General features: G+C 66.8%; 17 protein-coding genes. 9 read left to right on the top strand and 8 right to left on the bottom strand.

Annotated elements, in window-relative coordinates:
* Nucleotides 1-163: 163 nt before the first annotated feature.
* The 5 genes from SH602x_RS00945 (at nucleotide 164) to SH602x_RS00925 (ending at nucleotide 6,051) form a co-directional block, all read left to right on the top strand.
* Nucleotides 164-2,008, top strand: coding sequence for a hypothetical protein (locus SH602x_RS00945; protein ID WP_479475026.1), 1,845 nt, complete (start codon nucleotides 164-166; stop codon nucleotides 2,006-2,008).
* Nucleotides 2,009-2,030: 22 nt separating this feature from the next.
* A complete protein-coding gene (bioF, locus tag SH602x_RS00940; RefSeq protein WP_479475025.1) occupies nucleotides 2,031-3,203 on the top strand; it encodes an 8-amino-7-oxononanoate synthase in 1,173 nt (390 codons plus the stop codon).
* Between the two features lie 262 nt (nucleotides 3,204-3,465).
* Nucleotides 3,466-4,362: a hypothetical protein gene (locus tag SH602x_RS00935; RefSeq protein WP_479475024.1), complete on the top strand. Its 897-nt coding sequence runs from the start codon at nucleotides 3,466-3,468 to the stop codon at nucleotides 4,360-4,362.
* A complete protein-coding gene (locus SH602x_RS00930; RefSeq protein WP_479475023.1) occupies nucleotides 4,359-5,384 on the top strand; it encodes a DUF362 domain-containing protein in 1,026 nt (341 codons plus the stop codon). The genes SH602x_RS00935 and SH602x_RS00930 overlap by 4 nt, the downstream gene beginning before the upstream one ends.
* Nucleotides 5,385-5,475: 91 nt before the next feature.
* Nucleotides 5,476-6,051 (top strand): hypothetical protein, encoded by a 576-nt coding sequence (locus tag SH602x_RS00925; RefSeq protein WP_479475022.1) that lies wholly within the window; start codon nucleotides 5,476-5,478, stop codon nucleotides 6,049-6,051.
* Between the two features lie 44 nt (nucleotides 6,052-6,095).
* Here the strand turns inward: SH602x_RS00925 and SH602x_RS00920 are convergent, their stop codons facing one another.
* Together SH602x_RS00920 and SH602x_RS00915 are read right to left on the bottom strand one after the other, a co-directional pair.
* Entirely contained in the window at nucleotides 6,096-7,562 is a 1,467-nt protein-coding gene (locus tag SH602x_RS00920; RefSeq protein WP_479475021.1) for an aminotransferase class I/II-fold pyridoxal phosphate-dependent enzyme, read from the bottom strand.
* Between the two features lie 381 nt (nucleotides 7,563-7,943).
* Nucleotides 7,944-9,377 carry a DUF3326 domain-containing protein gene (locus SH602x_RS00915; protein WP_479470313.1) on the bottom strand — a complete coding sequence of 478 codons (1,434 nt, stop codon included), beginning with the start codon at nucleotides 9,375-9,377 and terminating at the stop codon, nucleotides 7,944-7,946.
* A 668-nt stretch (nucleotides 9,378-10,045) separates the two neighbouring features.
* Between SH602x_RS00915 and SH602x_RS00910 the strand changes: the two genes are divergently transcribed.
* The 3 genes from SH602x_RS00910 (at nucleotide 10,046) to SH602x_RS00900 (ending at nucleotide 13,603) form a co-directional block, all read left to right on the top strand.
* The gene (locus tag SH602x_RS00910; protein WP_479475020.1) at nucleotides 10,046-11,179 is read left to right on the top strand and encodes an NINE protein; all 1,134 of its coding nucleotides are present in this window, start codon (nucleotides 10,046-10,048) and stop codon (nucleotides 11,177-11,179) included.
* A gap of 293 nt (nucleotides 11,180-11,472) precedes the next feature.
* On the top strand, nucleotides 11,473-12,966 hold the full coding sequence (gene aroE, locus SH602x_RS00905) for a shikimate dehydrogenase (protein ID WP_479475019.1): 1,494 nt from the start codon (nucleotides 11,473-11,475) through the stop codon (nucleotides 12,964-12,966).
* A gap of 82 nt (nucleotides 12,967-13,048) precedes the next feature.
* The gene (locus SH602x_RS00900) at nucleotides 13,049-13,603 is read left to right on the top strand and encodes a shikimate kinase (RefSeq protein ID WP_479475018.1); all 555 of its coding nucleotides are present in this window, start codon (nucleotides 13,049-13,051) and stop codon (nucleotides 13,601-13,603) included.
* Between the two features lie 19 nt (nucleotides 13,604-13,622).
* Here the strand turns inward: SH602x_RS00900 and SH602x_RS00895 are convergent, their stop codons facing one another.
* The 4 genes from SH602x_RS00895 to SH602x_RS00880 form a co-directional block, all read right to left on the bottom strand.
* Nucleotides 13,623-14,318: a hypothetical protein gene (locus SH602x_RS00895; RefSeq protein ID WP_479475017.1), complete on the bottom strand. Its 696-nt coding sequence runs from the start codon at nucleotides 14,316-14,318 to the stop codon at nucleotides 13,623-13,625.
* 106 nt (nucleotides 14,319-14,424) lie between these two features.
* Nucleotides 14,425-15,129: an ion transporter gene (locus SH602x_RS00890; RefSeq protein ID WP_479475016.1), complete on the bottom strand. Its 705-nt coding sequence runs from the start codon at nucleotides 15,127-15,129 to the stop codon at nucleotides 14,425-14,427.
* A 95-nt stretch (nucleotides 15,130-15,224) separates the two neighbouring features.
* Complete coding sequence (gene larE, locus SH602x_RS00885; RefSeq protein ID WP_479475015.1) at nucleotides 15,225-16,082, bottom strand: ATP-dependent sacrificial sulfur transferase LarE; 858 nt, start codon at nucleotides 16,080-16,082, stop codon at nucleotides 15,225-15,227.
* 627 nt (nucleotides 16,083-16,709) lie between these two features.
* Entirely contained in the window at nucleotides 16,710-18,272 is a 1,563-nt protein-coding gene (locus SH602x_RS00880; protein ID WP_479475014.1) for a DUF4912 domain-containing protein, read from the bottom strand.
* A gap of 648 nt (nucleotides 18,273-18,920) precedes the next feature.
* Here SH602x_RS00880 and SH602x_RS00875 point away from each other — a divergent pair.
* Nucleotides 18,921-20,234, top strand: coding sequence for a glycosyltransferase (locus SH602x_RS00875; RefSeq protein ID WP_479475013.1), 1,314 nt, complete (start codon nucleotides 18,921-18,923; stop codon nucleotides 20,232-20,234).
* Nucleotides 20,235-20,284: 50 nt separating this feature from the next.
* Here the strand turns inward: SH602x_RS00875 and SH602x_RS00870 are convergent, their stop codons facing one another.
* Nucleotides 20,285-20,989: a hypothetical protein gene (locus SH602x_RS00870; RefSeq protein WP_479470322.1), complete on the bottom strand. Its 705-nt coding sequence runs from the start codon at nucleotides 20,987-20,989 to the stop codon at nucleotides 20,285-20,287.
* 322 nt (nucleotides 20,990-21,311) lie between these two features.
* On the bottom strand, nucleotides 21,312-24,284 hold the full coding sequence (locus SH602x_RS00865) for a hsp70 family protein (RefSeq protein WP_479475012.1): 2,973 nt from the start codon (nucleotides 24,282-24,284) through the stop codon (nucleotides 21,312-21,314).
* Nucleotides 24,285-24,476 lie beyond the last annotated feature (192 nt).

The following is a 24,476-nucleotide window of genomic DNA, read 5'->3' as shown; positions in this document are numbered from 1 at the left end:
GGGCGGAGCGCCTGATTCCAGCGGGAAAGTTGCCGACCCTCGTGCTAAACTGGGGCGTTGTCGCTTTTGCTGGCGGCGCCGGGCTCTCGAAGTCGGGCGCCGGGCTCTTCTTCCCGGGTTCGTCTTCTTCACGCGCTCGTCGCGGTCCGGAGTTTCTACGCGAATGTTTATCGCCTCCTGCCCTGAGTGCGGCGATTCGTTGACGTTTCCCAGCGGCGTGGCCCTGTCGTCCCGCTGCCGCTGCCCCCTCTGCACCGAGACGTTCACGCTCGAGGAGTGCCTGTCGGAACTACCGCCGATGGCGGAACTTCTCGACGGCGAACCGAGCGGCGGCGGATTTTCGCCCGGGTTCGCAGGAGGCGGAACGGCTCTGGCGACGGCGTCCCGCACGGCGACCGCTTCCTCGCCGCGCGTCGGCGCCGCGACTGCCGGGACCCGAACCGGCGCCGGACGTGCGCCCGCCAAAAAGGCGAAGGGGGGCAACCCGATCGTGCAGATGGCGCAGATCGTCATCGGCGGAGCAGTCGGCGTCGGCCTCGCCGTGCTGATCATCTGGTGGGGCCTCGGCAAGGATCCGTTCAGCCTGGCCCCGACCGTCGCCGAGTACGCGCCCTTCCTGGTGCCCGCGCAGTTCCGGCCCGAAACGGTTCCCGTCTCCAGCGCCGGTCCACCTAAGCAGACCGCCGCCGAAGGGGCCGATCCGGTCGAGCCGCTCCCCCGGGACGCGTCGGGCGGCGTGCGACTCGACAGCGGTCGCTTCGGACTCGACGAGGAACGACCGCAACCGAACGCCGGGCGAGGGACCCGTTCGTCGCTCGATCCCGATGCGGGCGAACTGACGGAAGAGCCGGTCGTCGACGCCTTCATGCCGGAACTCGACGCGGGCGACGCCTTCGCGCTCGAAGATCCGTCGCTCGACAGCTTCGCGATTCCCGACTCCGACTTCGCCCCGGCGACCATCCCGGCGGAAGAGACGCCCGACGAGTTCTCCGCCGATCCGACGATCGAAGAACCGATGGCCGACGCGGCGGAGGGCGGAGAGTTCAACCTGGAGCCCTTCGCTCCTGAACCGCCGATGTCCGATGCCGAGGCTGCGGATCGTTTGCGGAGCGAACTGGACCCTGCGCCGCTGAACATCGCGGCGATCGATCCCTTCGAGATCGTCTTCCCGACCGCGACCGAGGATCTGCCGGACCTGGAAGCGGCCGAAGCCGAAAGCTGGAACGACTACCAGGCATCGACGGCGTCGCCCTCGGAGAAGCGACCGCTGGCTGAGAAGCACTACGCACAACTGGCGCTGATGGCCGAGACGCTCACCGGCCTGCCGCCCGCGCCCCGGTCGAACGCCGCCGCGGCAGAGCTGAACGCGAAGCTCGCCGATCGTTTCGACGAACCGTCCGAGCAGCAGGTGGCGAACTACCTCGCCCGACTGCGACTGACGGACAAGGACTTCGACATGGCGGGCGTCGTCGTCGTCGGACGCGTGGTCGAAGTGCAGCCGGAGGGTCAGACTGCCGTCGTGACGTTGTCGCTGGAATCGCTGCGTGACGAAGCAGCGCGTCGGCTCGTGGCGGTCGCTCGCGAATCGCAGGGGATTCCGGAACAGGGGTCGGTCGTCGTCGCGATGGGCGTCAAGCTGCCCGCGAACTCGGAGACGCTCCCCGCGTCTCTAGCCGAGGAGCAGGCCCCCATCATTCTCGCCGGCGCCTTCGCGCCCATCGGCGGCGAAGAGGCGGCTGAAGCGCCTTCGGTAGAGGAATCGCCTGCTCCCGAACCTTCGACGTCGGAGCCTGCGCCGTCCGAACCGAAGCCCGAGGAAGGCGCTCCTGCGGAACCGACCGGCGATGAACCGATGCCCTCAGAACCAGCCGAAGGCGAAGCTCCGGAAGCAGAGCCGGCGTCGGAGGAACCTGCCGGCGATCCCGCTCCGGAAGAACCAACTGGCGAAGTACCGGCGCCCTCGGAAGAGCCTCCGGGCGAAGAGCCTGCGCCGAACGCCGGCTCGTGACGCTGAAACGGTCGACCGTCGGATGAACTACGACCCGTTCGGTTGGATCGACGCGGCGCTCGCGGAGCGCGAGCGGGCGGGGCTGCTCCGGGAGCTGCGAGTCCGGCAGCAGGCACGCCCCGACGGCACGATGACGCTGGGCGGTCAGCCGTTCGTCAACTTCAGCTCCAACGACTATCTCGGCCTCGCCGCCGATCCGCGACTGGCCGAGGCCGCCGCGAACGCTGCCGTCGCCGACGCCTGGGGAGCGGGCGCGAGTCCGCTCGTCACGGGCCGGACCGAGCTTCACGCCCGACTCGAAGCGGCGATCGCTGCGTTCGAGGGGGCGGAGGCGGCGTTGCTGTTTACCTCCGGCTACGCGGCGAACGTCGGAAGCGTGACGTCGCTGGTCGGTCGCGGCGACTCCGTCTTCAGCGACGCCCGCAACCACGCCAGTCTCATCGACGGCTGTCGCCTGAGCGGGGCGAACGTTCGCGTCTACGCGCATGCCGATCTCGACGATCTGGCGAAGGCGCTCGGCGAAGCGCCGCTTGAGGGTCGACGGCTGATCGTCACGGATTCCGTTTTCAGCATGGACGGCGACGCGGCGCCGCTTGCAGAAATCGCGAGCCTGGCCCAGCGTCACGGCGCCATGCTGCTCGTCGACGAAGCCCATGCGACGGGCGTCTTCGGCGAGCGCGGAACCGGGCTGTGCGAAGCGGCGGGACTGACCGGCTTTCCCCTCGTCAAGGTCGGCACGCTGAGCAAGGCGCTCGGTTCGCACGGCGCTTTCGTCGCGGCGCCGAAGGCTGTCATCGATCTCGTCGCGCAGAAGGCCAGGTCGTACGTCTTCTCGACCGCCGCCCCGGCAGCGCTCGCCGCGGCAGGCCTGCGGGCGCTCGAACTGGTCGCCGAAGAACCGCAGCGAAGGATTCGCGTGCTGGAGGTCGCCCGACGGGTGCGCGACGCGCTGCGCGAACAGGGCTGGAACTGCGGCGCCGGCTCTACGCAGATAGTGCCGGTCTTCGTCGGCGAACCGGGCCCGGCTGTCGAACTTTCCGCCGCGTTCGCCGAGCGGGGCCTGTGGGTCCCCGCGATCCGCCCCCCTAGCGTTCCGCCCGGCGAATCGCTGCTGCGGATCAGTCTTTCGGCGGCCCACAGCGACGAGCAGATCGAGCGATTGCTGGCGACGTTCGACGAATTGCGATCACGCTGATTCCTTGCTTCAGGCGAGCGGAGGGTGTCAGCCCTCCCTGTTTTCATCTCTGTCTGAATAGCGCTCCGATCGATCCGGACACGGAGGGCTCACGCCCTCCGCTCGCCAGGACTCCTGTCGCAATCGCTACGATCGACAGGGTCGCACGGCGACACGGCGTCGGATTCTCGCCCGGAACGCTGCGCGGACAGGCGGCCGCGAACGGCGGGGTAACTTTGCGAAGCAATTTCGCGAGTCGCCGTAAGCGTCGGAGGAGGAGAGCATGAGCCAGCCGCACTTCGACGCCGTCGTCGATCGACTGGCTCAGCGCACGTCGTGGCGCTACGGTGCGGAGTCGTCCGACTCCGCCGAGCCGCTCGCCCTGACGGCGCTCGCCCTCCTCGCGCACGGGCGAAAGGCTCCGGCGCTGGCCCCGCTCATGCGGCTGACGGAATTGCAGGCGACTGACGGCAGCGTCGCCTTTCGCGAGAGCCTGGCCGACCCGGAGTGGTGTACCTCGCTCGCGGTGCTGGCGTGGATCGCTTCGCGCGAAGAGCGTTTTCTTAACCGGGCGACGGCTGGCTGCCGATGGATCGCCGCCCATCCGGGCAAGCCCGTGCCGCGATCGATCGACATCGGCCACGATTCGGAACTGCCCGCGTGGTCGTGGGTGCAGCAGACGTCGCCCTGGCTCGAACCGACGGCGTTCCACGTGCTCGCGCTCAAATCGAACGGCGGCTACGAGGAGTTGCCTTTGCTGAAGCACGGCCTCGCGGCGCTTTACGACCGGCTGCTGCCCTCGGGCGGCGCCAACTGCGGCAACACGATCGTGTTCGACGCGGAGCTGCGCCCCCACCTGCAACCCTCGGGCATCGCGCTCCTCGCGCTGGCGGGGGAGAAGCGCTTCTCGCCGAAGATCTCGCGAACGCGCGACTATCTCAATCGCACGCTTCTGCCGACGTCCGCCACGCCGTCGCTCTGCTGGGGACTGCTCGGCCTCGCCGCGCATGACGACCGAACGATCGACCGCGACGCGCTGCTGACCGAACACGTCTCCCGCCACGATCTCGACGCCGCGAGCGAGCATCGCCTGGCGCTGATCGCGCTCGCCGCGGCGGCGGACGCCTATCCCTTTCACCCGAGCGGTCGCCTCTCCGTGACGGCGCCGACGACGCGATGACGAAGCCCGTATCCTCCGAGGCGAATGCTACGTCCCCGAAGCCCGGGACGGTCGATCGCCGTGCGCTGCTCATCGGCGGGGGAGTCGCGGCGGCGGGCCTGCTCGCGGTCGGTCGCATTCGCTCGATGCAGCGCACGCGGAGCGAAGTCTTCATCGCCCGGAATCAGCGCTACGACGGCCCCACCTCGCGAACCATCCTCGACGGACTGTCGGCGGTCGGACTAGACGCGGCGGCGTTGCGCGGAAAAAAGGTCCTGCTCAAGCCGAACCTCGTCGAGCCGAATCGCGAGACGCCGCACATGACGACGCATCCCGACCTGGTCGCAGCGGCGGCGGAGGCGTTCCTGTCGCTCGGCGCCGAGGTGGCGGTCGGCGAAGGTCCGGGGCACATGCGCGATACGGAAGAGGCCGTTTCGCAGTCGGGCCTGCGGGAACGGCTCGACGCGATGAAGCTCTCGTTCCGCGACCTTAACTACGAAGACGTCGCCTGGTCGAAGAACCGCGGCGGCGCCAGTTCCCTCGACGGGTTCTGGTTTCCCCGGAGCGTCGCCGAGGCCGATCTGGTCGTGTCCATGCCGAAGCTGAAGACCCATCACTGGATGGGCATGACCGCTTCGATGAAGAACCTCTACGGCGTCATCCCGGGCTGCAAGTACGGCTGGCCCAAGAACGTCCTGCACCATCACGGCATCGCCGAGACGGTTTTCGACATCAACGCGTCGTTACCGAAGACGATCGGCATCGTGGACGGCATCGACTGCATGGAGGGGGACGGCCCGATCCTGGGGACGAAGAAGGCGATGGGCCTGATCCTGGTCGGCGCCAACCTCGCGGCGCTCGACGCGACGGTCGCGCGGATCATGCAGCTCGACCCGGCGAAGATCCCGTACCTCGGCTACGCCGCTGACCGCCTGGGCCCGATCGACGACGACTACATCGAGCAGCGCGGCGAAGCGTGGCGCCCGTTGTCGTCCCGGTTCGAAATCGTCGCCAAGCCCCATTTGCTGGCGATGCGGGCGTAGAAGCCGTCGCAGCGACCGATCGACCTTCGCCGATTCGGCGTACAATCTTCCATGCTCCGCCGTCGTTTCTCTCTCAGACGAAGGTAGGTCCATGGTCGATCGATCGAAACTTGGGCAGTTGCGTTTCGGAATCCCGGCGACCGAGACGCTCGCCGCGCTCGGTCAGACGCTCGACGAGGCGCCGTGGAACTCGCTTAACCGCGACGCGATCGACTACTACCTCGAACGCGTCCCGATGAGCTGGCTGCCGGAGATGATCGACGCGAAGCTCTCGACGAAGAAGCTCGACGCGCTGTCGCCCGATGCGGTGAAGAGCGCGATCCTGCTTCTGACGCGCGACATGGTCAGGCACAATCGCGAAGAGCTGACGCCGGAAACCGGGACCTGGAACGACGACTGGATCGACCGTCTGTTCGCGATCGTGGCCGAGCGGGCGAACGTCGCCGAAGCCGCGCTCGCCGAGTGGCCCGAACCGTTCGAGATCGACGACCCGTTCGAACGGGCGTCGATTCCCTGGGCGATCAAGATCGCTCAGCCGTTCGGCGTCGAGCCGGAGAAGCTGGCCCTGGTGCACGGCACGATCGTCGAGGGCGTCATCGAGGACGTCATCTACGGCGACGGGTCCGACATGGATGACGAAGAAGAGGATGAGGACGAAGACGTCTGAAAGCCGGCCCGACCGCGAACCTGAGTCGGTCGCGTCGCGACCGCTCAGCCATCGAGAACCGTCACCGTCGCGAGCGTCATGTCGTGGGCGCGCATCGAGGCTTTCTGCGCGGTGAAGCGGCGCAGGGTTTCGACCGTGTTCGGGTCGACGATCTCGCCCGCGCAGATGATCGGGATGCCGGGCGGATAGCAGACGATGGTCTCGCCGCAGGGAGCGCCGACGGCATCGGCGATCGGCAGGACGCGAGTCGGCGAAGAGTAGGCTTCCCGCGGCGTGCAGGCGAGCGCAGGTAGCGGCAACTCGCTCGCCTCCGCGTAGTCGGTCCGCTCGACGATCGTTCCGTTCGCCCGCGCGCCGTCGGAGAGCCGCGTCAGCCCCGCGACCAGCCGGTCGTAAACCGCGGGCGGGTCGAACGGCGTGAGGATGTAGATCACGTTCTCGAAGTCGGAGAACTCGTCCTCCAGGCGGTACTCGTTGCGGAGGAACTCTTCGGTCTCGAAGCCGCTTTTCCCGAGGCCCGCGACGCGGACGACCAGGCGGAAGGGATCGTTGGCGATGCCGGGTTCTCCGACGAGGCGATCGGCCTCGAAGACTTCGACGCCGGGGATCGCATCGAGACGGCGGCGCAGATCGCGAACGCGTTCGAGCGCCGCGGCGAAGAGCGCCTCTCCCTCGGTCGCCAGATACTTCCTGACGAGGTCGAGCGAGATCAGCGATAGGTAGCTGGGGCTGGTCGACTGGATCAGGTTCAGCGAACGCTGCAGCTTCTCCTCCGTCAGCCTGCCGCCGCGGGCGAGATGGCACTGGGCCGATCCGACGAGCGAGCCGAGCGTCTTATGCACGCTCTGTACGACGAAGTCAGCGCCTTGAGTCAGGGCCGGGGAGGGCCCGCCGCCCGGCGGCAGGAACCGCAAATGGGCGCCGTGAGCTTCGTCGACCAGCAGCGAAATGTCCCGCGCGTGAACGACATCCGCGATGGCATCGACCGGCCCGGCGAGACCGTAGTAGGTCGGGCGCGTCACCTGCACGGTCCGCGCGTCGGAATGCTGCGCGAGCGCCGCCTCGACCGCGTCGACCCGCGCGGGCAGCACGCCGCAGCGGCTATGGACGCGGGGGGGCAGATAGACCGGCGTCGCTCCGGAAAGGACGAGCGCGGAGAAGATCGACTTGTGGGCGTCGCGGCCGAGAATGATCTTCTGCCCCGGTTCGAGCGTCGCGAGGAACGCGGCCAGTATGCCGCTGCTCGACCCCTGCGTCAGATAGCGAGTGCGCGCGGATCCGAACAGATCCGCGGCCAGCTCCTCCGCCTCGCGGATGCAGGCGTGCGGATAGAAGGTGTTGTCCGTCGCGTACATGCTCGGCACGTCGAACGCGGCGAGCTGCGCCTGGACCTGCTCGAAACCGGGCGGCAGGAAGCGACCCTTATGCCCCGGCGTATGGAGCGCATCGATCGACCGACCGAGCAGCGCCTGCACGGCTTCGAAGAGAGGGGCGGAGGTCTGGTCGTGCAAATCGCCCTCCGGGCGAGAAAGGAGAGAGGGGAGAGCAGAAAGGAGAGGGAACTATCGCAACCGTCGATCAGAAATTCCGTCTGTGTGCCACGGCTGGCTCGTCCAGCCGTGAATGCGGCGACCACGGTCTTCGACTGCGGCGCTCGCATGTCCCGTCCGTCGAAGCGATGTCGATGACGACGCAGCGAGCGATCAAGTTTCCGACCGCGAACCGCACGGCTGGACAAGCCAGCCGTGGCACACAGGTCGAAGAAGCCGCTTGCTTAAGACTCGGCGGAGCGAGCGCCTCGAACGAAAAGCCGATCGCCCGCGCCGCGAGGTGCGGCGCGGGCGATCATTGGACTCGTTCATGACGACAGTCGGCGAATCCGCCGAACGGCGTCAGACGATGCTGGGTTGATCCTGACGCTTGCCGGACGTCTTGCCCTTCGGCGCGGGAACGCCGTTGGACTTGGCCGCCGGGGTAACGTTCGCCTTGGCCGAGGGGAGAACCTCGACGCGGGTCGCTTCCAGCGGACGACGGACCGAGCCGATCGCGACGCCGTGCTTCAGGGCGGACAGGATGCCTGCCGCTTCCAGATAGCTGTCGGCGTAGATCAACTGGCCGGCGCGGAACGGCAGAGCCTGAAGATCGTTCTTCATCAGGTTCTTGTTCTTCACCGCGATCACGGGAATTCCCTGCTGCACGGCCGCGATGGTCGGCAGACCGACGCAACCGTCCGGGATCACCAGGGCCGAGACGTCTTCCGCCGAGACGAGCGACGGATCGTACGCTCCCGTCGGATTCGGCACGACGCGGGGCGCCTGATGCAGACCCTTCATCACGCAGTAAAAGTAGGCGACCGAGATGATCTCCGCGGCCTTGCGCGGCTCGACGCGACCGAACGCCTGCGTCCGGAGCGACAGGTCGCTCATCGTCGGCGCGTGAGCGGCCGGAACGTTGAGGACCGTCGAGACCGCATGCGTCAGCGCCGCTTCGACGCCGCCCCAGGGGTTGACCCCTTCGCCCGAGAAGTAGGCGTGGTGCAGGGCCACCGAATCGGCGGAGGGGGTGATCTTCGACGCGATCGCGACCGCGTCGTAGGTTCCTTCGCGCTCCTTCAGGACCTGCAGCATCTCCTCGATGCCCGAGATCAGACCGGTGGCTCGCCCCGACTTCGAGACGGCCATCTTCATGTGGATCGGATCGCCCAGGACGACCACGCCGGTGACGTCGGCGCCGAGGTTGGCACGCGCCGCCGAGGCCGTGTTGACGACGTGATCGACGGCCCAAGGGCCATCTTCGCGCGGCTCGGTCACGACCAGGATGCGGTTGCTGCGGACCTTCTTCAGGGCGATGGTGCCCATCAGCAGCCGCGTGATGAGGCTCCCTTCGGCGTACAGACAGTTCTGCGTCTGCTCGTTGACGTCGGAAGCGTTCACCACGTTCGGGTGAATGATCAGGTTGTCGCAGACCGTCGACAGCAGGCGCGCGGCAGGCGTGGCGTCGCCCGCATGACCGCCGATTTCGCAGTCGACCCCGGTCGGGATCAGCATCGCCGCATTGAAGGCGCCGGTACGTTCGCCCGTGCGCTGGCGGTAATCGAAGACGCTGGGGAAGCTGGACAGGGCGTCGTCGCCCGTTTCGCAGACTTCGACTTCGCAGCGCGAGGCGTCCGCGGTCGATTCGACCATCGCGAAACGCAGAGGCGTGCGGCCGGCGTGGCCTTGCCGTTCGAGCTGGCGCTCGACCTCTCCGCGCAGCTCGGCGATGCAGTCGCCGTTGCGGGTCAGGGCGGGCAGGTTCAGGTCAATGCTCTCGATTTCCATCGTCATAAGCGGACACCATTCTTCTTACGCGGACACGACGTTCGTACAGACAGGCAGCGACGAGGGCGAAGTCATTCACGACATCGCCGTTCAGGGGGGTCATGGCATACACGGAACGCTCCCGACTGCTCGCTCGAACCGAGGACTCACGCGCCTCTTGTTTTGCAGCGACGCTCGCCGCTGCGATCCCACCGGACTTGAAACGGAAAACCGATTCGGAAAACCGTCTGACGTAAGGAACGTCGTTCGTTCGAGCGATAGACGTCCGGATGGGAAGCGTCGAATTCTAATGATCGAGTCGGCTGGCGCCAAGAATAAAACTTCCTGGGGTAGGCAATGTTAATCCGCCTTAGCCACACTCATCAGATTCGCTCCGGAGCCCGTCAGATACGGGCGATGGAGCTAAAAAACTGAAAAACGCTCTGCGGCGGAATTACTCCCGTTCGCGAACCATGCTGCGCCGGCGAACCGCGATGGGGACTCGCCGGCTAGCCGCCAAGGACTCGCGATCTGCCGCTGCGGGCGTCGTAAGTCGGACGCTTCTAGAAATGCGCCGCAGTCGGAGATTGCTGGCGACGGGGAAATTTCGGTAAGCTAAGCGCCTCTTCTCCCCCGCGTTTCGCCGAAGCGATCTCCCTTCATCCTCTAGTTCTGGGCCTGCGGACGAACTGTCTATGCCGACGATCGTGCAATGCAGCGGGTGCGGAACGAAGCTGAAAGCACCCGAGAGTTCCGCCGGCAAGAAGATCCGCTGTCCGAAATGCAAGGCCGTGATCGATGTCCCGGTCGATGCGGCGCCGTCGGGATTCATCCCGGCGCCGACCGGACCCGCACAGCGTTCCGCCTCGCCTTCGTCCTATCCTGCGCCAAGCTCGTCCGGCCCGGTTCCCGCTCCGACGTTCGCGGCTCCGAGCGCTGCGGCATCGACGCCCGCCCCGGCGCCGGCGCCCATTGCATCTCCCGCGCCGGCGGTCGAGCAGTGGCGGGTCCGCATGACGCTGGAGGGGTCGCTGCAGACGTTCGGCCCGGTCACGCGGGAAGAACTCCAGCAGTGGTTCCAGGAGAGCCGGCTGGACGCCGAAACCGAACTGGAACGAAACTTCTCCGGCCAATGGATCGGGGCCGCGCAGGTCTATCCCTCGCTCGCTCCGGCCCCTTCCGCTCCGCGTCCTCAACCGGAATCGCCGAAGCCTGTCGCCCCCGCTCCGATTTACGCGGCTCCGGTTTCCCCGACCTCGATTCCCGCGGTTCAGGCGCCTCGTCCGCAAATTGCAGGCGGCGTCGGACCAGCCAGACCCGCACCTCAGGCGGGCATCGGATCGGGTTTTCCCCAGGTCGGCCCGCCGGCTGCCGCGGGAACGGTCGCCGGACTCCCCAACATTCAGACGGGCGCATCGCGACCCGTCACGCCGCCGGGATCGTTTCCGGGCGTCGGACCAGCGACGAAGTCGGCTGCTGGCTCGTCGGGTTCCGGCGCGTTTAAGATCGGCATCGACTCGAATTCCGTATCTGGCATCTCTGGAAGAAAAAAGGCGACTCCTATGGCTATGGGACCGGGTGGAAGACCGATGGGTATGGGCGGCGGAACGAGCTCGCGAAGCAAAATGGTCGCCGGGCTGCTGGGGCTGTTCCTCGGCGCCTGGGGAGTCCATCGCTTCTATCTCGGCTACACCCAGATGGGCATCATCCAGATCGTGGTGACGGTGCTCACCTGCGGCATCGGCGGACTCTGGGGCGTGGTCGAGGGGATCATGATCCTCGTCGGCTCGATGGACAAAGACGCAGACGGCCTGCCGCTGGCGCCGTAAGCCGGATTCGGGCGAACGTCCGATCGCTCTGGAAGACCCCGCGAACTCGCTCGTTCGCGGGGATCGCCGCTTCGTCGACTGCGGGCGGGAGAACGCGGGCGTTCGTCGGCTGCGGCGAACTAGAATGACGCGAGGCTCGTCAGGACTCGTCCTTCGACCGCGTGCCGCTATCGGGCGCGCGGACGATCGCATCGCGCGACCGCGTCGATGCCCCTATCGCGGGCCGCCTCCTCTCTTTACGATCGATGGACGAATCGGCTTCTCCGCTCACCCGTTCACCTGCGCCTTCGTCCATGATTTGCGTCAGCGTCGGCAGGGGCCGGCATAAGCAGCTCTCGCTCGATCATCAGCGCGCCGCCGAAATGGGCGCGAAGATCGTCGAGCTGCGGCTCGACATGCTGATCCGCACGGTCGATCTCCCCCGGCTGCTTCCGGAACGACCCACGCCCGTGGTCGTCACGATCCGCCGTCCGGCCGACGGGGGGCGATGGCACGGCTCCGAAGCCGATCGGATGATGCTGCTGCGAAACGCGATCGTGGCGGGCGTCGAGTACGTCGATCTGGAAGGGGACATCGCCGGCGCCATTCCCCGCTACGGCAAGACGAAGCGGATCGTCAGCTACCACAATTTTCAGGAGACGCCGCAGAACCTCGCGGAGATCCACGAGCAACTCGCGTCGAAGAACGCCGACGTCGTGAAGATCGCGACGATGGCGAACCACGCGACCGACGCGCTCCGCATGATGCAGATCGCCCGGGATTCGAAGATCCCGACCATCGCGATCTGCATGGGCGAGTACGGCACGGCGACGCGCATCCTCGCCGGGAAGTGGGGCGCGCCCTTCACGTTCGCCGCCATCGACGAAGAGAAGGCGCTCGCCCCGGGGCAGCTCGACTTTCGCACGCTCTCGCGGCGGTACCGCTACGAACGGATCCAGCGCTCGACGCAGGTCTATGCCGTGATCGGCGACCCCGTGATCCAGAGCAAGAGCCCCGTCGTACATAACGCCGCCTTCGACGTCGCCGGCATCGACGCGGTCTACGTGCCGTTCCGGGTCGGGCGCGAAGAGCTGTTCGACTTCTTCGGCGAGTGCGAAGACCTCGACATCCGCGGCCTGTCGGTCACGATTCCGCACAAGGAGCGCACGGTCGCCTACGCCACGGACGCGACCGAATCGGTCAACAGCATCGGCGCCGCCAACACGCTGGTCTTCAAGGACGGTCGAAGCGCCGCGTACAACACCGACTACCGCGCGGCGATGCAGTGCCTGTCCTCGACGGGCGAGGACCTGGCCGGCGACGCGCTCGCCGGAAAGACGGCGCTGCTGCTCGGATCGGGCGGCGTCAGCCGGGCGCTGGCGTACGGCCTCAAATCGGCAGGCGCGCGCGTGCAGGTGACGTCCCGGACCGCGAGCAACGCCGATGCCTTCGCGAAGGATCTGGAAGTCGAGACCGTCCGCTGGGAAGAGCGCCTGAACCTGCGGCCCGACATCCTGATCAACGGCACGCCGGTCGGGATGTTTCCCAACGTCGACGAATCGCCCTGGAACGAAGAGTCGCTCGAACCGGAAATGACCGTCTTCGACACGATCTACAACCCGGAGCAGACGCTGCTGGTCAAGCACGCGAGGGCCCGCGGCTGCCGGGTCATCACCGGCGTCGACATGTTCATCCGGCAGGCGGCGATTCAGTTCAAGCGCTTCACCGACAAGCCCGCGCCGATCGAAACGATGCACCGCGCCTTCAAGCGGGCGCTCAGTCCCGTACGATACGATGAGGACTATTGAGACGAATCAAGATCGGTCGCGCCGATAAAGCGTGCCACGGAGGGCTAACGCCCTCCGCTCGCCAAGGATCTCGCGTGCTGCCATGAGTCACGAAGACGAACTCCGCCGGCCGATCTTCCTGGTCGGCTTTCGCGGCGCGGGCAAGACCTCCGCCGCCCGACTGATCGCCGAGAAGCTCTCCCGGCAGTGGATCGACGCCGACGCCGAAGCGGAAAAGTGCGCCGGCTGCACGATCACCGAAATGTTCCATCGCGAGGGGGAGCAGAACTTTCGCGATCTGGAGGTCGACGTGCTCCGACGACTGGCCCGGACTCAGGACGCGGTGATCTCGACCGGCGGCGGCGTCGTGCTGCGTCAGGAGAACCGCCGGACGCTGAAGGAGACCGGCTTCGTCGCGTGGCTGAAGGCTTCGCCCGAGACGATCCAGCGTCGCCTGGAAAAGGATCCGACCAGCGCCACCTCCCGCCCCACGCTGACGGGCCGACCGCTCGGCGAAGAGATCCGCTGCCTGCTCGACGAACGCGATCCCTACTACCGCGACGTCTCCGACGTGGAGATCGATACCGAGGGCCTCGATCCCGCCGCCGTGGCCGACCGGGTGATCGAAGCCTTCTCGCGAACCGCAGCGGCGTCGTGACAGGGTCGCTGCGGAAGCGCTACTTCGACGTCGCCGGCTTCAGGAAGTCGAGGACCTCGACGACCTGTTTCGGGTCGACGCGATAGGGCGTTCCTTTCCCTTCGTAGAAGCCGTAGCGTTCGATCATGTCGGGCACGAGCAGGCTGTACTGCAGCCTGGCGCCTGTCTCGACGTTCGTGACGGTCACGTCCTGGTTCGCCTTCGTACCGTCGTGGAACGGCGATTCCTGATAGCCGCGCCAGTCCTGGATCGCGACACGGAGCCGTAGCCCTCCGTAGACGATTTCGGTCGATTCGTGGGCCGGCGCGATCACGACGAGAACCCGCAGATGCCGCGCGATCTGCTGGTGCGTGAGCTTGAGTTCGTTCCGCACGAAGTCGTTATCGCTCGCCAGCACGTCGAGCAGCGACTCGTCCTCACCGAGGAAGCCCTTTTCGGATCCGCCCTCGCCGCTCGCGCCGGGTCGCATCGTCGCCTCCAGATCCGCGATCGACCGACCGTTCAACTCCGTCAGCGTGCGGATCAGATCGGTCGCATTGACCCCTCCGACGACGAAGCCGGTCTCGGGATCTTTCGCCGGCTCGACCGGTTCGAGGCCGAGTTTTCTCAGATGCGCCGGACTGACGTCGGGCGCCGTCGGACCCTCAGCGAGAACCGGGAAGACGCTGGCGAAGAACGTCGCCAGCAGTACGGGAACCAGGCAGATTCGGCTCATCGCGATCGCGACCCGAGGGGAGAGAAACCAGACTTCTCCGACGCACGATCCGCCTCGGAAGTTCCCGCGAGGAGATCGACTTTCGAGAGGGCGCTCGATCGCGAGATCAGGCGTCGGCGGTCGTCGCCGCGGTCTCTTCTTCCTCTTCCATCTCCCGGGCCTTGAGCAGGGCGGAGGAGACGATGCCGGTCGGGATCGAGACGATCCCCAGGCCGATCAGCAGCACCACGAACGTGAAGATCCGCCCGCCGACGGTGACCGGATAGACGTCGCCGTAGCCGACGGTGGTGAGCGTCGTCACGGACCACCACAGGCTATGAAAGACCGACGCGAACTTGTCCGGCTGGGCGTCGCGCTCGAAGTAGTAGATGCCCACCGCGGCGAAGTAGAGCAGCAGCGCCGTGACGAAGAAGAACAGGACGATCTCCTCCTTCGCCAGGAAAATCGCCCGGCGAAATCGTCGGACCGCTGTGTTGTAGCGCGCGAGCTTCAGAATCCGCACCAGACGGATCAGTCGCAGCGCCCGCGCGGTTCGCAGATCGATTCCGAGCGAAACGTAGAACGGCACGATCGCCAGCAGATCGACCAGCCCCATCGGACTGAAGACGAATCGCAGCCGGTCGCGGGCGAACGCCACGCGAAGCACGTACTCGATCGTGAAGACGCCGACCGTCACGGCCTCGATGATCTCCAGAACCCGCAGCGCGCGCGGCGGAAGATCGGGCAGCGTCTCGACGGCGAACGAGACGAGCGAAAACAGGATCAGCGCCTGGATCAGAAGTTCGCCCGCTCGCACCCAGCGCGCTGCCATCCGCTTCGCTCCCGCGTTCGTTCTTCGCGAAGCCCGATGCAGCTCCGCGGGACGCCAGCATAGCCGCGCGGACAAAAGACGATGAGCCCGGCGCTTCAGGAGTCCAGCGTGACGAGCGAATTCATGCTGCCTGAACGCAGGCCTTCCAGATCGAAGGCGACGAAGCGGAAGCCGACTTCCCGGCAGCGAACGATGAGCGCCTGACGCAGCGATTCGTCGAGCAGGCGCGGAAAGTCTTCGACCAGCAGCTCGACCCGCGCCAGTTCGTTCTCGTGATGGCGCACGCGGACGTCGCGAAAGCCTCGCTCGCGCAGGAACTTCTCCGCCGCTTCGACGCGGGCCAGACGCTCCGGCGTCACCTCGAGACCGTAGACCAGCCGGCTGGAAAGGCAGGGCATCGCCGGCTTGTCCCAGACGGGGAGCCCCCAGCGCCGGGCGACCTCCCGAACGTCGGCTTTGCGGAAGCCGCATTCGACGAGCGGACTGCGCACCGCACGCTCGCGGGCCGCTTCCATGCCGGGGCGATAATCGCCGAGGTCGTCGACGTTCGCCCCGTTCGCGATCACCGCGACGCCCAGCGTCTCCTGGAGCCCCTCCAGGTTCGTATAGAGTTCCGTCTTGCAGTGGTAACACCGGTCGCCCGCGTTCGCGACGTAACCGGGACGCGAGAGTTCGCCCGTATCGACGGTGACATGCCGGATGCCGATCGCATCGGCCAGTTCGCAGGCCTGGCGGTATTCCGCTTCGGCGAGACTGGCGCTTCGCCCGGTGACGGCGACCGCCGATGCGCCGAGCGTGCGAAACGCCGCGGCGGCGACGAGCGTGCTGTCGACGCCAGCCGAAAAGGCGACGGCGCACGATCCGTACGAGCGGATCGTCTCCAGCAGTCGGAGTTCGAGCGCGTCGAGCCGTTCCGCCTGGCTGGGCGGGTCCGCAAGCGAATCAGCGTGCAAGGGAGTCGTCAGACCGGACGGGGAGCGGGGCAGAATCAGCGGAGGCGACGCCGCGGTGAGCGAGAATCGGGGTCTCTTGACCTTGCGCTCTTCGAGACAGAAAGGGGAGAGTAGAAGGGAGACCGAGGAGAGCGGTTCGCCTGTCTCCTCTACTTTCCACTCGCTCCGCTCTCCTATCTGCGATCAGCTTTCGCTGACCGCAGGCAGGGGCGTTCTTCCGACATTCGGCGAGGGAGGGCGTTTCGCGAGAGCCCGCGAACGCAGGTGGGGGCTTAGATCGCGAATTGCATGATTCGGCGTACGAGTTCCCCGAAGGGATCGTGGGCCGACTATACGCGCCTCGAGACCGTGAAATCAGCCCCCGGACAGTGTTTATCGGCTCCCCACAAAAATGGCCTCGCCGTCAACCGAATGCCGGAAGAACGCCCCCGCCGTGCGAGGGTATCCCCTTCGCGAGCCAGTCAGCGACGTCGCGTCCATTGTAAGAGCGCCACCTGTCGCGGGACAGAGCGGAAACCTTTGCGGAAGCGGAAGAGCGGCGGCGCTGAATCCTGAGAGGGGGACGCCGCGACGACAGGTCCAGACTCGGGGGACTGTCGTCCCCCGCTCAGAACGTGATCGCTTCGCTCAATCCACGTCTTCGCGAAGCTTCGGTTCCATCACCTTCGTGTTGCGTTCGATCGCGAGCACGATCGTACGCTGCTCGAAGCCGTCGGTGCTGGAAGCGGTGATCGGAATCACCTGCCGGCGATCGGGCATCGCGACGCGGACGGTGAACGAGCCGTCTTCGCGGAGCTTGATCGGCTCGCCGCTCATGGTGACGCGGGCTTCGGCCAGAGCCTTGCCGAAGATCACCATCTCCGCGTCGACCTCGAACGCGAAGTCCCGGGCGCCGGGAAGTTCGCCTTCCGGGTTGATGCCGTACCGCGAAGCGAACGAGGAGCCCATCGGTCGGCGAAGCTGTTCTTCGAAGACTTCCTGCAGGGCCGAGGAACCGCCGCTTTCCAGACCGCCGCCCGACTGGGCGTAGATCTTTTCGTAGTTCTCGGCGATGTCGGACCAGTGCTCGTTCATCACGTCGGCGGAATTGGGCGCCGGCGTCGTGACGCGGTTGCTCCGCGTGATCGCGTGGAACTTGCCGTTCCCGCCCAGGTAGCCGATCGCCACCATCAGCGATCGGGGAGAGCCGGCCACGTCGAGGTACCAGTTATTCACGCCGCCGTGGATTTCGACGTCGCGCATCGGACGCTCCGAGGCGCCGGTGGTCGAGCCGCCGTCGACTTCGTAGACCCGCAGTACGGGGCGCGAGGTATGCCAGTGCTCGGCCATCGCGGCCTGCGCCCGTTCGACGCTCTGCCGCGTGATCTGCCAGTTCGCCTGGAGCCAGTACGCGTCGCGGACGAGCAGGACTACGCGATCTTCGCGGATGCTTCCGGACTCGCCCAGTTCGTGGCGATGCCGGCCCGACAGATCCTTCAGGGCTTCCCGCTCGGTAGAGCTCATCTGAACCAGCCGCTGCGATGCCGGCGTGTTCACGACCGGACCGACTTCCGAACCGCTCGGCGTGCGATGCGCGCGGCTGGGACGCGACGGCGGCTTCGGAGCGCTCTTCACCGGTTCGGCACGCTTTGCGACTTCCGGCCGCGCCGAAGTTTCGGGAACTGCGGGAGCCGCAGCCTTCGCCGGAGCGCTCTTCGCGGGCGAAATCTTCGCCGGCGCTTCCTTCGCCTTGGCAGGAGTCTCCTTCACGTTGCCGACAGGCTTCACGTTACCGACTGGCTTCGCTTTGCCGATCGGCTTGGCGGGAGTCTCCTTCGCCTTAGCGACAGGCTTGGCGGAACTGCGAGACACGGGCGCCTTCGCGGCGACCGGGGCGCTCGTCTTGGCCGTACCGCTCTTCCTGGCGACGGCGCCAGGCTTCGCTGCGCCGGCGGTCCTGGATTTGACCGGCTTTTCGGGAGCGACGCGAGCGACGCTCTTCTTGGCGCCGGTGCGGGCGACCTTCTTGGCCTCGACGCTGGCTGACTTGGCCTGACGTCGGGCACGACTCTGCTCGGCCTTGTCGGCTTTCAGAATCGCCTGAATCAAATCGTCCTTCCGAAGAGAAGCCGCTCCGGAGACGCCAAGATCCTTGGCCAATGCCCCCAGTTCCTTGGCGGTTTTCGTTCGCAGAGTCGCCAGCGTAATCAAGGGGAGCGAACCTCCGGTGGAAGGATCCGGCCGTTTGGAACGGAACCGAACCGGTACGAGCCGACCTTGCCGGGGCTGGTCCGATCCGAGGCGAAACCTTCAGACAGACGATCAGCGTCAGCGTCGCGACGACACGTACCGACTTCATCGCCGGCGAACGGAGAATTCCGTCGACAGCCTCTTATCGATACGAAGCGAGATGCCCGGACGCCGACCGGCGAGCGACAGGCTACGACCCTGCGAGCTGCAAAAGCTCGGGGCCATAAAAGCCCGGGCCGTGGATCCTCCTGTCCAAACCCCTGCTAGGAAGGAGAGCAGGGGGCCTTATCTTTCGATGGGTCTGGGCGTAACGCCTCAGAGCACGATTATAAGCGGGGGCTTGCCGATCGCAAGCGCAGAGGCATCCAAATGACGACTCCCGCGCCGTAAATGTCGTCCAGCACGCATCTTACGAAATCAATCGTTTGTGATCACGCGTCCAGATCGAGGGCGCGTTTCGCGAGCCGCGACGCCCTTCCTGCCCCCGATATCTCTTGGTGCGCTAGCGATGGCGGAGACTGCATTCAAGCTTCCGCGAATCAGGTCGCGAGCTATTCTTGGACTTACGCTGCCCGCTCCTCCGCCGCTCGCTCGGACGACGCCACGACTATGACGCCGACGATTTGCGGTATTTACTCGATCACGATCCTCGGCTGGGAAATCGACGTCCTGCGCGGCGAGGCGTTGCTTCTCGCGGCAGGAATGGTCGGCTTCGCCCTCTACCATCTGGGGCTGGCGATCCTGTTCTGGGGCACCATGGCGTTCGCGCGGCCTGTAAGGGTCGACGACGCGTCGCTGCCCGAGGCGGTCGTCTTCCTCACCCTCCGCGGCGCCGATCCGTCGCTGCGACAGAGCCTGGTCCGCCTCTTCCGCCAGGACTATCCCCGCTTTCGCGTCCGGATCGCGGTCGACTCCCGCACGGACCCTGCCTGGGCAGCGGTCGAGGCGGCCATCGCCGACGCCGGCGCGACGCACGTCAGCGTCGAACCGCTGGAACGTCGCGAACCGACGGCCAGCCTGAAGTGCAACGCGATGGTGCAGCTCATCGAGAACCTCGACGAGGCGCCCGAGTTGTACGCCTTCGCCGACGGCGACATGATGCCGCACGCCGGCTGGCTGCGCGAGCTGGCCGCTCCGATCGCATGCGATCCGCGAGTGGGACTCGCGACCGGGGGCCAGTGGTTCTTCCCAGAGCGGCCCGACACGGCGTCGCTGCTCCGCAGCCTGTGGAACGCGGGCGCGATCGTCGCCACGTTCTGCGTCGCCAATCCCTGGGCCGGAAGCTGCGCCATCCGGGGCGACCTGTTCCGGAAGTCGGGCCTGCTGGAGATGTGGAAGAAGAGCGCCGTCGACGACGGGCCGATGCGCAAGGCGCTGAAGGCCCACGGCGCCCACTTCGCCTACGTGCCGATGCTGGTGATGGTGAACCAGGAGATCTGCACGCTGCCGTTCCTGCGGAACTATCTCCGGCGGATGATGGTCTGGTCGCGGCTGTACGAGCCGATCTACCTGATCACGATCGGCCACGCGTCGCTGACCAGCTTCCTTTTCTTCGGATCGATCGTCTGGGCTCTGCTGTGCCTCGCCTTCGGTCGCCTGCCCGAAGCGGGCATCGCGATCGGCGGAGCGGTCTGTTTCTGGTTCGCGATGTGGGCCCTGTTCGCGTTCGTCGAGTCGGGCGTGCGCCGCGTGGCGAAGCTGCGGGTGGAGACCATGCCGGCGCCGTCGTTCGCGCGGTTCCTGAAGGTCGGCCTGCTCGTCCCCTGGGCGCAGTGGCTGTATCTGGCCTCCGTCTACCAGGGCCTGTTCGCGCGGGAGGTCGCCTGGCGCGGCGTGCGATATCGAATCGACGGCCCCTACTCGATTCTCCGGCTGGACGACCCGCCGGTCGCAATCGTCGGGACCAGCGAGACGTCGATCTGATCAGGGCGGACGCGGAAGGGCGGGCCCGGCCGCTCGGGATCGGGCGGTCGCTACGAATAGATGCGATAGCGATCGCAGACGGACTTCACGGACGTCGCGTGCCCCAGCACGATGATCCCCATGATCAGGGTCACGATGTTGAACAGCCCGACGACGATCTCGAAGATGCCCAGCGTGATCGAGGCCGACGCGTAGTAATACGGCGGCAGCGTATTTCGCTTCGAGTGGTGGATCAGTTCGAAGATCCCCAGGATCAGCATCGGAATGCCGATCACGGAGCCGTAGCAGGTCAGCGTCAGCAGACTCCCCATGATGACGTTAAGGATCCCGCTCGCCATCACGCAGCCCTGGATCGTCGACAGCCGGGAGTGCATCTGCGCGATCTCGTAATCCCGCGCGGGATGCCCCGCGTGACCGACGCCCGGCGCGGCGGAGTAGACGGCCATCGATCCGCCCGCAGTCGCCGAGGTCATTCCGAAGGCGGGAGGCGCCGATGCCGACAGACCGCAGGAGGGGCAGCGGTCAGCGTTCGGATCGCTGACGCGGTAATACTTCTGCCCGCAGCCGCGACACTGCGCCACGGTCTGACGAACGCCTGCCGCGGTCACCGTCGCCGGATTGACCGCTACGCTGCCTGCTGCCTGACTCGCCGGCTGCGGCGCATGGAACGGTCGCCGACAGTGGGGGCACGTCCACGTCCGACCCCAGTGCTCGGGGCTGAGCGAGATTTCGCCGCGACAATGGGGGCAGTCCATAGCTGGCTACGAGCTCGAAGAGCGAACCATAAGCATTATCGTCGCTTGATAAGTGACCCGTGTGCCATGGCTGGCTTGTCCAGCCGTGCCGCAGCGCGAGTCGATCTCGCCATCGTACGAGCGTTCGGCATGAATCCGCGACTCGAATTTCGATGAATTCCGTCGGGAAGCGACGGCCTGCATGGAACGTTGATAGCTACCGCCGAGCATGGCTGGACAACCCAGCCATGGCACACAGGACTCTGCTCGCGACGATCCCGACGGAATGCTCGACGATCAGGAAGGTCTTCGCTTACTCAAGCGGAATCTTGCGTCCGCTTCGTCAGGCGATCGAAAGTCCCAGCGGTAGCGCCTCGCCCATGACGGCGGTCTGTTCGTCCGCAGCGAGAGCGCCTCCCTCCGACACCAGTCGCACGATGTGAGGGGGCGCCTCGTGCAGTTCGAGCAGGGCGATCGCCTTTTCACGTGCCGGGGCGGAGATGTCCCGATGACGATCTCCCGTCCGCCGCGCGAGTTGCAGGATTGGCACCGGGTCGAGCGGCTCGGCGATGGGCAGATCCTTCCAGCCTTTGGCGATCGCGGCGAGCCAGGCTTCCGCGCGATCGGCAGGCAGCAGCGAATCGAGCGGTCCGTAAACCGGCACCCGCTGACCCAGCCGGCCCAGCGCCCAGAGCATCGCCCGTCGCGCGGGGTCGTACTTTCGGCGGAACATCAGGTCCAGCATCCGATCGCCCAGTTGGCGCTTCTCCCCGACGGGCAGGAGTTCCAGCGACCCGAGCAGGCGCCAGAGTTCGACCGTCTCCTTGGGATCGGGCACGACGTCGCGCACGCTCGATCCCGTCGCGCGGCGATGCAGGGCCTTGACCGTCGTGAGGAGGGGTTCGGCGATCGCCTTCTGCTGGCCGGGCGAGAGTCCGCCCGCGACGCGGCGCCAGAGGACGAGCGATTCCTGCCGGCAGGCGGGCGAACCGTGATGAAGCTTGCCCTGCACCTTGCGCCACGTTTCGCTGACGCGCCAGTCGTCGAGCGCGACGCCGTATCCGGGCCGGAGCGCGAAGCCGCAGAGATTGAGCCACCTCGCCTCGTGCCTCGCCGACTTCTTCCGCCCCTGTTCGAGTTCCAGCAGACGATCCCAGATGCGACGGAGCGCGACCGGCGCCCACGCGTCGCGAGGCGCAGCGAGCGCCTCGCCCAGCCGCGCGACCAGATAATCCGGATCGCCGGTTCCTCCATCGGTGAACACGTCGTCGAGCGCCGCGGCGCAGACTTCCCATGCCGATTCTTCCAGGATGCCCAGCCGTTCGCCCTGGCTCTCGACCGATTCGCGATCGGTTTCGAGCGCCGCCCTGACGTCGAACTGCAACCGCCAGCGACGCGGGGTCGCGGCATCGTTCGGAGGACCCTCCGTCCGCTCCTGCAGCCAGACTTCCAGCGTGCCGATCTCCGTCAGTCGCACATGCAGCGTGACCGCGATCGAGCCCTCGTCGTTCTTGGATCGCGAACGGATGACGGTCCGCAGCGGCGCGAGCGGCTGCATCGCCTCGGGGTCGACGGTCACGACCATGCCCGGCGGATCGGCCAGGCGCACGCTGGAAACGAACAGCGGGAACTCGACCGGGCGCGACATCGTCAGCCGCATCGGCACGTCGTCGAGCGAGATCTCGTCCCCCGGCTCCGCGTTGCCGGGCACCATGCAGAGCGCCCGCTGGCCCTCGACGATCGTCGGCTCGGTCGTAACTCGCTGCGCTGCTTCTTCGCCGGATGCGACCGGCGTCTCGGCAGGCGCTCCGTCGCGCGCGACGCCGAGGTAGTACGTCCTCGCGAGACCCGCCGCGATGCGTACGCCTTCGCCCCGTCGCACCAGGCCATAGTACGCCGCGCCGCGCGCGACCGCGAGATCGAGCCGTTCGTGATCGAGCACGTTCGGACGCCATCCGGTCGGCGACGTCGGCCCGAACCAGCGCTCGATCTGCTCCACGATCCGCGAGCGAATCTTCGTGCTCTCCAGCACGCCGCCGTTGAACAGGATCAGGTCGGGCCGCGCCGGATCGTGATCGAGCCGCTCGGGCAACTCCTCCGTCGCGACGTGCCGATGCGCCGTCAGAAAGGCCGCCAGATACCTGGTCGCCGCCGGGTCGGGCGCATAAGGAAGCCCGAACTCCTGGAAGCCCGATCGCCTTCGCTGCGGCTTCTCTTCCAGATCGACGAACGGGAAGAAGCCGTCGAGCACGACGCTCTCCGCCTCCTCGCGCGAGACGGCGAACTGCAGCGATCCGCCGACCAGCTTGCTCCCGCCTCCGGTCGCCTGAAAGGAGTACGAATCGGGCGCTGCGTCGGCGAGCAGCTTCTCCTTCGTCTCGCGGCAGCGCCGCAGGAGCGATTCCCACTGTCGCGGCGGAAGGCGACCGCCGCTCGTCGTGCGCTCTTCCAGTCGTCGCGCGAGGGCGAGGTCCATGTTGTCCCCGCCGAGGATCAGATGCTCACCCACCGCGACGCGATGGAACTGGATCCGCGCGTCGGCCTCCGGAGCGTCGGCAGAAGAGCCGCGCTTCCGCACGCGAATCAGCGTGAAGTCGGTCGTGCCGCCGCCGATATCGCAGACGAGAATCTTCTGCCCCGGCGCGACGACGGTTTCCCAGTCGGCGGACCGCTTCTCGACCCAGGCGTAGAACGCCGCCTGCGGTTCCTCCAGCAGCACGATCCGTTTCAGACCGGCCTGCGCCGCCGCTTCGATGGTCAGTTCGCGGGCCGCCTCGTCGAACGACGCGGGGAGCGTCAGCGTCACCTCCTGCTCGGCCAGCGGATAATTCGGGAACTGCTCATTCCAGCCGGCGGAGAGGTGCGCGAGATACCGCGAACTGGCTTCGACCGGCGACAGTCGCGGCGCGTCCTCCGCGCCTTGCCAGGGAAGCAGCGGGGCCGTGCGATTCACGCCGGCGTGACAGAGCCACGACTTGGCCGAGACGACGACGCGTCCCGGAACCTGCGCGGCCCGATCGCGAGCCCAAGCGCCGACGACCTCCCGCGCGAGCTTCCCCTGCGACCAGGGCAGCCGCAGCGCGTCCTCTCCGACCGCCGGCTCCGGCAGGTACAGAAACGACGGCAGCGTCTCAGGCGCCGCGACCTTCCCGGCGTCGACCAGTTGGGGGATCGCGAACGTGCGGACGACGCGCTCCGGCGCCTCGGTGTCGACGTAGGCCAGCGCCGAGTTCGTCGTCCCCAGATCGATCCCGACCACGTAGCGACTGGGCGCCCGATCGACGAGCGGATCGAATTCCACGGGAGAACGATTCAAGGGTTCGGAGCGAAAAAGGGGAAGGGTTTCGGACGAGCCGCTGCGGCCGAGTTGTCGCCGGAAGCGGCGATCCGCCCGGTCATCTTGTCCACCTCCCGACCGACCGACAAGGCGGCGTGCTCGAAGGACGCCGCCTTCGACGCGCAGCGAGCGGACGCTCTTCGACGCAGGAATGCATCTTGCCGTTCGAAG

It is taken from the genome of Lignipirellula cremea (assembly GCF_056501455.1).
Note: the sequence above shows the minus strand (reverse complement) of the source record. Positions and strands in the feature narration are given on the sequence as shown.